Genomic DNA, 9,524 nt, shown 5'->3' on the forward strand with positions numbered 1-9,524 from the left:
CGCGAGTGGACATCGAGCCGGTGCCGGCCCTCCGTCCGCAGCAGTGGTCGCTGCATCTCGATGGACCTTCCCGAACGTGAGGGCGGGTGCTCTCGCGTCATGTCTGACGGTAGGTCCAAGGCCGGCCGCTCGCATCCTGACGCGCCGATGATCTCGATGTTTGCGAACTGTTCATCGTTGCGGATGCCGGCGTCGGGCACACAGCACGAGACCCCCTGCCGCCAACAGCGCACCGCACACCTCGGCCGCGGCAGATATCCGCTTGCCCGGCAGCGCCCAGGTGGGCTCGTAGAGGTCGGGCAGCGGACCGATGGCCCCGACGTCGACATAGGTGTAGATGAAGACGGCGGCAGCGGCCGTCGCGGTCACCAGGACGGCGGCCGTGAAGGTCGCGACCCCCGGCCGCACGAGCACCAGGATCGCCACCACGAAGGCAACGACGGACTGCGCGAGGAACAGGTGCGACTCGGTGAGCAGACCTCCGCCCGGCACGGCATACAGGCCGGCATCACTCAGATGGACCACCGCATCGATGCCCAACCCCGCCGCGACCAGCACCGCGAGCAGCCGGATCGCGAACCGGTCTCGCGACCAGGGCCCCGCGGCCCGCCCCCTCGCACCGAGGACCGTCATCAGTAGCCGTATCCCTTGCCGGTCGATGACGGCGTCGACCCAGAGCCGCGGACCGGGCTACCGGCAGGCGACACCACTGTCCACAGACCACCGTTGAGCACCTTGCCCTGCCCATTGGCCTGGCCCGCCTTCGTGTCCCCGACGTAGGTGTAGACCGGGTGCCCGCCCACGGTCAGCTGCCGAGTGCCGCCGGACCTTGTCGTGACCCCGAGCTTCGCACTGACGCCGGCCACCTTGGACGGGATCGACGACGGCGCGGGCACCGGTGGCCAGTTGGCAGCACATGCGCCGGTGCACTTCGAGGTGCTCCCGGCGTCTCCGGCAAAGTCATAGATCGTGCGACCGCTGCGATCGACCAGCACGGTCCCGACCGAGATCGTGCTCGTATGCAGCAGGGCACCGGAGGCAGCCGTCCTGGCGCTCGTCGACCCACTGCCTCCCCCACCGCTCCCGCACGCCGCCAGACCGGCCATCGCAAGGCCGGCAACCGCAACACTCAACGGTCCGGAAAGGCCACGAATGATCTTGTCATGTCTCATAGCTGGGCATACGCGTGAGGCCGTCGAATGGTTCAGTCCGAGTCAGGAGTGCAGCAGGACGTTGCCGCCCGGACCCTCCACCCGCACCTCGGATATCTGGGTGGGCGTCAGGTTCGTGCTGCCCGTGACGACGGCTTCCTTGCCGGGGTGCGCCGTCCAGCGGGCCACCGTCTGGGTCCTGCCACCGGCCTTGGGCACCACCACCAGCTCGTAGGTCGCTCCCGACCAGGTCGCCGAACCGACATACCGGCAGTGCATCTGCAGCTCGCTGCCCCACGACTTGGTCTCGATGCGCAAGGTGGCCTGCAGCGGGGCAGCGGCAGTCGTGCTCAACGCCACCGACTGCCCCGGTGCGGTGCCGTTGGATGGGTGCCCCACGACCGCAGCGGTGCCCGCGACCAGGCACACCACCGCGGCGGCCGCCGCGAGCCCTGCCAACCATCGCCGACGCAGGTGGCGGCGCCGTACGCTTCGCAGCATCGCCGGCAGGACGGTCTGCGGCATGGGCGGCAGCTGCTGTGCCTCGTTGTCCGGCAGACCCGGCACCTTCTGCAACAGACCACGCATCGGCATGAGCTGCTGCACGGCATTGCGACAGTCCGGGCAGCGCCCCAGGTGCTCCTCGAACGCGGTCTGATCCGCGTCGGAGAGCGCGCCCATCACATAGGCGGCGTCGTAGGTGGCGAACGGGTCCGGCGACAGATGTGTCACGTCTGAACTCCCATCTCCTGCAGCGCCAGTCGAAGGGCACGCAACGCGTAGTGCGCACGGGACTTCACCGTGCCCTCGGGCACCCCGAGACGGACGGCAGCCTCACCGGTCGTGTATCGCCGGTAGTAGCACAGGTCGAGCACCGCGCGGTGATCTGCAGTGAGCCGCGACAGGGCCTCCGACACGACGACGGCGTCGAGCAGCGCGTCCACCTGGTCGGCATACCCGTCCTCGGGTGCGTCCGCCAGCGGCACGTCCTGTCGACGGTCGCGTCGGCGCCATTCGTCGATCACGATCCGTCGAGCGACGGTGAACAGCCACGAGCGCACTGAACCGCGCCGCTGCTCGAGGATCTCCGGGGTGCGCCAGGCCCGAAGCATGGTCTCCTGCACCACATCCTGCGCCCGTGTCGGGTCACCGCCGGTCAGCGGCACGACGAACGCCCACAAGGCGTGCCCGTGCTCGTCGAAGAGAGCCCGCAGCAGTGCCTCGTCCTCGCTCACCCGCTCCGACTCCACACCACCTCATACGCAGCTTGCTCCTGTTCGGTTCAACCACCGCGCACGTTGCCGCTCAGGAGCCGAAGCGCCGCTCGCGCTCGGCATACGCACGAAGCGCGCGCAGGAAGTCCACCCGCCGGAAGTCGGGCCAGTAGGCCTCACAGAAGTAGAACTCGGAGTGCGCGCTCTGCCACAACAGGAAGCCGCCGAGCCGCTGCTCACCGGAGGTCCGGATCACCAGGTCCGGGTCGGGCTGGCCCTTGGTGTAGAGGTGGTCGGTGATCTGCTCCACGTCGACCGTCTCGGCAAGGGCTTCCAGGGAGGTGCCGCGCACCGCATGCTCCAGCAGCATCGCGCGCACCGCGTCGGCTATCTCCTGCCGTCCGCCGTAGCCGACCGCCACATTGACGATCATCCCGGAGACCTCCCGGGTGTCGTCGGCCGCCTGCTTGAGCGCCTGCGAGGTCTGCACCGGCAGCAGGTCGAGCGCCCCCACGGGGTTGAGCCGCCAACGGCTGCGGCCGGCGAGATCGCCGACGACTCCCTCGATGATCGACAGCAGTGGAGTCAGCTCGCTCGCGGGTCGGTCCAGGTTGTCGGTCGACAACAGCCACAGCGTGACGACCTCGACGCCTACCTCCTCGCACCAGGTCAGCAGCGGCTCGATGTTGTCCGCCCCCGCCTGGTGACCGGACGCGGTGTCCGCGCCGCGAGCGCGCGCCCAGCGACGGTTGCCGTCGAGCATGACCCCGACGTGTCGGGGCAGGCGCTCGGTGGGAAGGGAGGATGCAAGATGGCGTTCGTAGACGCCATACAGCAGATCACTCACTCCGCGCATTCGCGCACCCCTACAGCCATCTCGTCCGTTGTCGTCGCCAGGATATCGCCTGTGCCGATGCAACCAGACGCACAGAGCAACTTACGGAAAAGTAAGTTAAACTCGGCGGGGTGATTGACTCCTTCAACGCGAGCGCCGGTCAGGTCCAGCAGGACGCGGCCGACCTGTTGCGCCTGGTGAAGCCGAAGCTGCGAGGCTGGCTGCACGCGGTGATGTGCCCCCTGGCCGTCGCCGCAGGGATTGTCCTGATCTGTCTGGCCCCCAGCGTGAAGGGCAAGATCGGCGCGACCGTCTTTGCGCTCAGCACCGCCGTGCTCTTCGGCACCTCCGCGGTCTACCACCGTGGTCGCTGGAACCCGCGCGTCGAGGCGACGCTGAAGCGGATGGACCACTCCAACATCTTCCTGGTGATCGCGGGCACCTACACACCCTTCGCGCTCACCCTGCTCTCTCGCTCGCAGGCGACCCACCTGCTGCTGATCGTCTGGGGCGGCGCCCTTGCCGGCGTGCTGTTCCGCGTCTTCTGGGTGAACGCACCCCGCTGGCTCTATACACCGGTGTATGTCGCACTCGGCTGGGTCGCGATCTTCTACTTCGGCCCGCTGCTGCACACCGGCGGCGTTGCCGTGGTCACGCTCATCGCGGTCGGTGGCGGGCTCTACACCCTCGGCGCGGTCGTCTACGGCACCAAGCGGCCCAACCCCTCACCGCGCTGGTTCGGGTTCCACGAGGTCTTCCACGCCTGCACGGTGCTGGCCTTTGCGGCGCACTATGTGGCGGCGTCCATGGCGATCTATCAGGTGCCCGGCCACGCCTGATCGGCGCCGACAGCACCGCCGCGCGCTCAGTCCTGCGGTGTGGCCCCGCCGTCGACAGGCCCAGCCTGGTCGTCAGGGCCGGCAGCCGCCTCCGCAGCCTCGGACCGCTGACGCTCCTCACGCTCCTCGCGCCAGCGCACCTTGCGCAGGTGACTGTTCATGCTGCGAAAGAGGAAGATACAGGCCACGGCGAGCGCGAACAGCACCACGAATCCTGCGAGTCCCGCGGTGACCGCGGTGCTCTCGTTGCCGCCCATCAGCCCGCCTCCGCCGCGGACCGCTCGACGACGTCGTCGATGACCACGTCCGGCAGCTTCGAGGTGGCCAGCTCATCGGCGTCCGCGGCGTCCGGCAGCCCCGCGAACAGGTCATCCTCACCCTCGGGCACCGGCACGTAGGAGACGACCAGGTCGAACTCCTCCGTGGGCCATACTCGCGCCTGGTCGGCCTGCGACAGCGTGAAGAAGGTGCCGTCCGGGTCGACCTGTGTCGCGTGCGCCAGCAGCGCCTGCTCGCGCTTGCTGAAGTATTCGGCGCACTCCACCCGTGTGGTGATGCGACCCTGGCGCCGCTTCTCCCACCGTGCCAGCCAGTCGGCATACGGCGACTCACGGTGCATGTCGAGCAACGCCTGATGGAACGTGGTCATCTTGTCCTTGGAGAAGCCGCGGTCGTAGTAGAGCTTGAGCGGCGCCCAGGGGCGGCCGGCGTCCGGGAACTGGGATGGGTCACCGGCGGCACGGAACGCCGCTATCGACACGTCGTGGCACATGATGTGGTCCGGATGCGGGTAGCCGCCGTGCTCGTCGTACGTCGTCACGACGTGCGGCCGGAACTCACGGATCACCCGCACCAGGGCCTCGGTCGCGACCGCGAGCGGCTCCAGCGCGAAACACCCGTCCGGCAGGGGCGGCAGCGGGTCACCCTCGGGCAGGCCGGAGTCGACAAATCCCAGCCAGGTCTGCTCGACGCCGAGGATCTCTCTGGCCTTGGCCATCTCCTCGCGCCGCACCTGCGGCAGGTTGCGCTGGATGTGCGCGTCGTCCTTCAGGCGAGGATTCAGCACGTCACCACGCTCACCACCGGTGCATGTCACGACCATCACCGGATGCCCGGCGGCAACGTATTTCGCCATCGTCGCCGAACCCTTGCTGGACTCGTCGTCGGGGTGCGCATGCACCGCCATGAGTCGCAGACTTTCCGTCACAGGCCACCTCACCACTGTTCATTGAGCAACGGGACCTATCCTCTCATCCCATGACGATCACTCGCCCCGCACCCGGGCAGCTCAAGTGGTGGGTGATCGGCACCGTGGGCATTCTCCTCGGGTGCGCCGTCGCCGTATGGTTCGGCATCTCCTCGACTCGAGGAGTCAGCTGGTCCGACGCCGGCTTCAACATCGTCGGCAACACCCGCGTCGACGTGACGTTCGACGTCATCCACCAGAACGGCAAGCCGGTCACGTGCACCCTGGAGGCGCTCGACCTCCAGCACGGGCAGGTGGGCCAGACGACGGTGGACCTGCCGGCGAGCACCTACTCGTCCACCCGGTACACCCGGACCGTGCACACGGTGGCCAAGGCGGTCACCGGCACCGTGGACTCCTGCAGTTACAAGTGACATCTGGGCAGGTCTTGCTAGACTGATGCGTTCAACCAAGGTCTGGGCCTGACACGCGCATCCTATGCGGTGGCCCGGGCCTGATTGTTTGACACGCCAAAGCAAGGAGAACGTCGTGACCAGTACCGCCGACTCATCGGCCAGTTTCCTGACCCCGGAGGCCTATGACCGGTTGAAGGCAGAGCTTGCGAACCTTCAGGGTGCGGGGCGGAGCGAGATCTCCCAGCGGATCGAGGATGCCCGCGAGGAGGGCGACCTCAAGGAGAACGGCGGCTACCACGCGGCCAAGGAGGAGCAGGGCAAGATGGAGGCCCGCATCCGCCAACTGGACGAACTGCTGCGCACCGCCGTCGTGGGGAACGCCTCCGGCGCCGCGGCCGCTGCGGGCACCGTCAGCTCGGGCATGGTCGTGACGGTCGAGATGTTCGGCGACAAGGAGAAGTTCCTGCTCGGCAACCGAGAGATCGCCGAGGACTCCGAGATCGACGTGTACAGCGAGCGGTCACCGCTCGGGCAGGCCATTCTCGGCAAGAAGATCGGCGACACCACCAGCTACAACGCGCCCAACGGCAACACGGTCGAGGTCAAGGTGCTGGAGGCCACGCCCTACGCGTGACCCGCTCACGGCACGGCGAGACGGTGGTCCTGCGCCGGACCACCGTCTCGCTACAGGCGAGGTGGTTGCCTTGGTGCGGCTTCAGCCCGCGCCCTGCGCGAGGTAGGCCAGCAGGATCAGTGCCGCCACCACGATCAGGATCCCCATCCAGAGCAGGTGACCAGACCCTGGGCGCGGCGGCAGCTGCGGTGCACCGGGTGTCCCGGACGGCACGGCATACGGCGAGGAGAGTTGCGGCGGGCCGGACTCGTCCTGGTTGAACGGGGTGCCCACCCGCGCCGTCTCCCATTGGCGCATCTGGGCGATCTGCCGCGTGTGGTCCTGCCACTGCGAGCGTTGCACGATCACGTCATGCAGCAGCCAGATCACCCCGCCCAGGCAGGCGGCGACCAGCACGACGACGACCCAGAAGCTCACCCCAGCGCCTGCCCAAGGTCGTCGATGAGGTCGCGGACGTCCTCGATGCCGGTCGACAGCCGGATGAGGTCCGCCGGCACCTCCAGCTCGGTGCCCGCAACACTGGCGTGTGTCATACGTCCAGGATGCTCGATCAACGACTCGACTCCCCCGAGCGACTCGCCGAGAGTCCAAATCTTTGTGCGACCGATCGCATCGACGGCGTGCTGCTCACCGCCCTCGAGCTGGAAGCTCACCATCCCACCGAAGCGGCGCATCTGCCGCGCGGCGACGTCATGGCCGGGGTGGCTGTCCAGACCCGGGTAGTGGATGTGGGTGACGTCGCCCCGGCCCTGCAGATACTCCACGACCTGCTCCGCGTTGCTGCAGTGCTGCTCCATCCGCACCGCGAGCGTCTTGAGGCCGCGCAGCACCAGCCAGGAGTCCATCGGCCCACTGATCGCACCCATGGAGTTCTGGTGGAAGCCGATGCGCTCGGCGGCATCCGCGAACTCCCGGACCGCGACGCTCTTGGACACCACGACGGCGCCGCCCACCACGTCGCTGTGCCCGCCGCAGTACTTCGTCGTGGAGTGCACCACGATGTCGGCGCCGAGCGCGAGCGGCTGCTGCAGGTAGGGCGACGCGAACGTGTTGTCGACCACCATCAGGGCACCCGCCTCGTGCGCGATCTGCGCGATGGCGGCGATGTCGGCGATGCCCAGCAGCGGGTTGGTCGGCGTCTCGATCCACACGATCTTGGTGACCCCCGGCCGGATCTCACCGCGGATGGCGTCCGGCTGCGAGACCTTGGCCAGGCTGTAGTCGATCCCCCAGCGCTTCTGAACCTTGTCGATGAGGCGGAACGTGCCACCGTAGGCATCGGTCGGCACGATCATGTGGTCGCCCGGGTGCAGCAAGGAACGGATGACGGTGTCCTCTGCCGCGAGGCCCGAGGAGAAGGCGAAACCCTTTGCCCCTCCTTCGAGCTCGGCAATGCACTGCTCCAAGGCGGTGCGCGTGGGGTTGGCCGAGCGCGAGTACTCATAACCCTCCCGCATGCCTCCGACGCCATCTTGCTTGTAGGTCGAGGTCTGGTAGATCGCCGGCACGACGGCTCCGGTGCGCGGATCAGGCTCCTGGCCCGCGTGGATGGCTCGAGTGGAGAAACCGGGGTTCGTAGGCTGCGTCATGGATACAGGCTAGCCATCCCCCACCAAGCCGCATCTACGACGTCGACGTCGTAGGGTCATGCCATGGAGCACACCACCTACCGGATCACCTGGACGCGCGACCCCGGCAGGGAGGCCTGGGCGTTGCTGCGGGCCGTGCGCGGGGTGACGATGGGGCTCTTCTTGATCCTCGCCCTTATCCTGCTCATCTTCTGCCTCACCCAGGCCGCGTGGCTCGTCGCCGGGGTGCTGGTCGTCCTCATGGCCGTCGTGCCGGTGTCGGTGTGGAATCGCACGCGACACAGCATCGCTCGCGGCGGCACCAAAGTGTCGATCGCACTGAGCGGCACCGGGCTGTCCGGTCGGACACCGGACAAGTTCGCGCTGCCGTGGGACACCTTCACGCACTGGCGCGCGACCTCCACCGACATCGTGCTGGTGCGCAAACGGGGTCGGCTCGCGAGCCGCGGCATGCTCATCCCGCTGTCCGCGGTGACCGCCGACGACCGCCCGGGCATCACCGACCTGCTCGACAAGCACCTCACCCGGCTCTGACCGCGGGCGGCGCCGGCAGCTGTCGTACATCGAATGGATGACACACCGCCGCGGAAGTTGCCCCACAGGGCCGACGACAGGCCATCACCTCGGTCGTAGTGTCAGCAGTACCCCCCACTACAGATCGGATTTCGGACATGATCGAGGCCAATCAGCTGTCCAAGACGTATGGTGACAAGGTCGCGGTCGACTCCCTCACCTTCACCGTCGAGCCGGGCAAGGTGACCGGATTCCTCGGCCCGAACGGCGCCGGCAAGTCCACGACCATGCGGCTGATCCTTGGTCTGGACCGCCCCACCTCCGGCTGGGTGACCGTCAACGGCAAGGCGTACGCCGATCACCCGCGGCCGATGGCCGAGGTCGGGGCGCTGCTGGAGGCGCGGGCGATGCACACGTCGCGAACTGCGTACAACCACCTGCGCGCGCTCGCCGCGACCCACGGCATCTCGAACCAGCGGGTGCAGGAGGTGATCGACCTGGTCGGCCTCGGCGAAGTCGCCCGCAAGCGCACCGGCGGCTTCTCACTCGGCATGGGACAGCGCCTGGGAATCGCCTGCGCCCTCCTCGGAGATCCCCGCACCGTGATTCTGGACGAGCCGGTGAATGGGCTCGACCCGGAAGGGGTTCGATGGGTTCGTGACCTGCTGCGCAATCTGTGCTCCGAGGGACGCACGGTCTTCCTGTCCAGCCACCTGATGAGTGAGATGGCAATGACCGCCGACCAGCTGATCATCATCGGACACGGGCGGCTGATCGCGGACATGTCCCTGGAGGAGCTGATCGCGTCGGTCGGCGCCGACCGGGTGCGGGTGCGCACTCCCGACCCGGATGCCCTGACCAGAGCCCTCGCCGGCCCGCACGTCAAGGTGTCCAGCGAGGAGACCGGGGTGCTGGAGGTGCAAGGACTGCCGGCGCCACGAATTGGCGAGCTCGCCTCGCAGCACGGCGCCGTGCTGCACGAGCTGACGCCACTGCGCGCCTCCCTCGAGGAGGCCTACATGGACATGACCAAGGACGCGGTCGAGTACCACGCCATATCCACCACTACATCCCAGGACGCAGCATGAAAAGCAGCCCCACAAAGTTCTCCGCTCGCCAGCTCGCTTCGATACTTTGCGAGGACCCC

General features: G+C 67.9%; 14 protein-coding genes. 5 read left to right on the forward strand and 9 right to left on the reverse strand.

The genetic code is table 11. The features are described 5' to 3' along the window. Positions 1-171: 171 nt before the first annotated feature. The 5 genes from FGL98_RS10860 to FGL98_RS10880 form a co-directional block, all read right to left on the reverse strand. Positions 172-633 (reverse strand): hypothetical protein, encoded by a 462-nt coding sequence (locus tag FGL98_RS10860; RefSeq protein WP_146316788.1) that lies wholly within the window; start codon positions 631-633, stop codon positions 172-174. Next, positions 633-1,172: a COG4315 family predicted lipoprotein gene (locus tag FGL98_RS10865; protein WP_146316789.1), complete on the reverse strand. Its 540-nt coding sequence runs from the start codon at positions 1,170-1,172 to the stop codon at positions 633-635. Before FGL98_RS10865 ends, FGL98_RS10860 begins: the two co-directional genes overlap by 1 nt. 42 nt (positions 1,173-1,214) lie before the next feature. After that, positions 1,215-1,883, reverse strand: a complete 669-nt coding sequence (locus FGL98_RS10870; protein ID WP_146316790.1) for an anti-sigma factor family protein — start codon at positions 1,881-1,883, stop codon at positions 1,215-1,217. After that, complete coding sequence (locus FGL98_RS10875; protein ID WP_146316791.1) at positions 1,880-2,386, reverse strand: sigma-70 family RNA polymerase sigma factor; 507 nt, start codon at positions 2,384-2,386, stop codon at positions 1,880-1,882. The genes FGL98_RS10870 and FGL98_RS10875 overlap by 4 nt, the downstream gene beginning before the upstream one ends. A 70-nt stretch (positions 2,387-2,456) precedes the next feature. Beyond that, positions 2,457-3,221 carry an isoprenyl transferase gene (locus FGL98_RS10880; RefSeq protein ID WP_146316792.1) on the reverse strand — a complete coding sequence of 255 codons (765 nt, stop codon included), beginning with the start codon at positions 3,219-3,221 and terminating at the stop codon, positions 2,457-2,459. A gap of 113 nt (positions 3,222-3,334) precedes the next feature. Between FGL98_RS10880 and trhA the strand changes: the two genes are divergently transcribed. After that, positions 3,335-4,039 carry a PAQR family membrane homeostasis protein TrhA gene (gene trhA / locus FGL98_RS10885; RefSeq protein WP_425460993.1) on the forward strand — a complete coding sequence of 235 codons (705 nt, stop codon included), beginning with the start codon at positions 3,335-3,337 and terminating at the stop codon, positions 4,037-4,039. A 26-nt stretch (positions 4,040-4,065) separates the two neighbouring features. On the opposite strand, the gene FGL98_RS10890 is transcribed toward trhA, so the two are convergent. Together FGL98_RS10890 and mca are read right to left on the reverse strand one after the other, a co-directional pair. Next, on the reverse strand, positions 4,066-4,296 hold the full coding sequence (locus FGL98_RS10890) for a hypothetical protein (protein WP_146316793.1): 231 nt from the start codon (positions 4,294-4,296) through the stop codon (positions 4,066-4,068). After that, the gene (gene mca / locus FGL98_RS10895) at positions 4,296-5,246 is read right to left on the reverse strand and encodes a mycothiol conjugate amidase Mca (RefSeq protein WP_186526102.1); all 951 of its coding nucleotides are present in this window, start codon (positions 5,244-5,246) and stop codon (positions 4,296-4,298) included. Before mca ends, FGL98_RS10890 begins: the two co-directional genes overlap by 1 nt. Before the next feature lie 50 nt (positions 5,247-5,296). Here mca and FGL98_RS10900 point away from each other — a divergent pair, with 50 nt between their 5' ends. Together FGL98_RS10900 and greA are read left to right on the forward strand one after the other, a co-directional pair. Continuing rightward, a complete protein-coding gene (locus FGL98_RS10900; protein WP_146316794.1) occupies positions 5,297-5,659 on the forward strand; it encodes a DUF4307 domain-containing protein in 363 nt (120 codons plus the stop codon). Between the two features lie 115 nt (positions 5,660-5,774). After that, positions 5,775-6,275, forward strand: coding sequence for a transcription elongation factor GreA (gene greA / locus FGL98_RS10905; RefSeq protein WP_146316795.1), 501 nt, complete (start codon positions 5,775-5,777; stop codon positions 6,273-6,275). A gap of 81 nt (positions 6,276-6,356) precedes the next feature. Here greA and FGL98_RS10910 read toward each other — a convergent pair whose 3' ends face one another. Beyond that, positions 6,357-6,692 carry a hypothetical protein gene (locus FGL98_RS10910; protein ID WP_146316796.1) on the reverse strand — a complete coding sequence of 112 codons (336 nt, stop codon included), beginning with the start codon at positions 6,690-6,692 and terminating at the stop codon, positions 6,357-6,359. Continuing rightward, the gene (locus FGL98_RS10915; RefSeq protein ID WP_146316797.1) at positions 6,689-7,864 is read right to left on the reverse strand and encodes a cystathionine gamma-synthase; all 1,176 of its coding nucleotides are present in this window, start codon (positions 7,862-7,864) and stop codon (positions 6,689-6,691) included. The genes FGL98_RS10910 and FGL98_RS10915 overlap by 4 nt, the downstream gene beginning before the upstream one ends. A 63-nt stretch (positions 7,865-7,927) precedes the next feature. Here FGL98_RS10915 and FGL98_RS10920 point away from each other — a divergent pair, with 63 nt between their 5' ends. Then, on the forward strand, positions 7,928-8,398 hold the full coding sequence (locus tag FGL98_RS10920; RefSeq protein WP_146316798.1) for a hypothetical protein: 471 nt from the start codon (positions 7,928-7,930) through the stop codon (positions 8,396-8,398). Positions 8,399-8,535: 137 nt separating this feature from the next. Next, complete coding sequence (locus FGL98_RS10925) at positions 8,536-9,465, forward strand: ABC transporter ATP-binding protein (protein ID WP_146316799.1); 930 nt, start codon at positions 8,536-8,538, stop codon at positions 9,463-9,465. Positions 9,466-9,524: the final 59 nt, after the last annotated feature.

Origin of the sequence: Leekyejoonella antrihumi (genome assembly GCF_007845645.1) — a bacterium.
In the GTDB taxonomy this organism is placed as follows: Bacteria; Actinomycetota; Actinomycetes; order Actinomycetales; family Dermatophilaceae; genus Leekyejoonella; species Leekyejoonella antrihumi.

What these genes read in the sequence shown, in the direction of transcription:
- FGL98_RS10890 (WP_146316793.1), bottom strand. Translation starts at nt 4,296, where the DNA reads ATGGGCGGCAACGAGAGCACCGCGGTCACCGCGGGACTCGCAGGATTC.
- FGL98_RS10925 (WP_146316799.1), top strand. Translation starts at nt 8,536, where the DNA reads ATGATCGAGGCCAATCAGCTGTCCAAGACGTATGGTGACAAGGTCGCG.
- FGL98_RS10865 (WP_146316789.1), bottom strand. Translation starts at nt 1,172, where the DNA reads ATGAGACATGACAAGATCATTCGTGGCCTTTCCGGACCGTTGAGTGTT.
- FGL98_RS10880 (WP_146316792.1), bottom strand. Translation starts at nt 3,221, where the DNA reads ATGCGCGGAGTGAGTGATCTGCTGTATGGCGTCTACGAACGCCATCTT.
- FGL98_RS10860 (WP_146316788.1), bottom strand. Translation starts at nt 633, where the DNA reads ATGACGGTCCTCGGTGCGAGGGGGCGGGCCGCGGGGCCCTGGTCGCGA.
- FGL98_RS10920 (WP_146316798.1), top strand. Translation starts at nt 7,928, where the DNA reads ATGGAGCACACCACCTACCGGATCACCTGGACGCGCGACCCCGGCAGG.
- FGL98_RS10915 (WP_146316797.1), bottom strand. Translation starts at nt 7,864, where the DNA reads ATGACGCAGCCTACGAACCCCGGTTTCTCCACTCGAGCCATCCACGCG.
- FGL98_RS10900 (WP_146316794.1), top strand. Translation starts at nt 5,297, where the DNA reads ATGACGATCACTCGCCCCGCACCCGGGCAGCTCAAGTGGTGGGTGATC.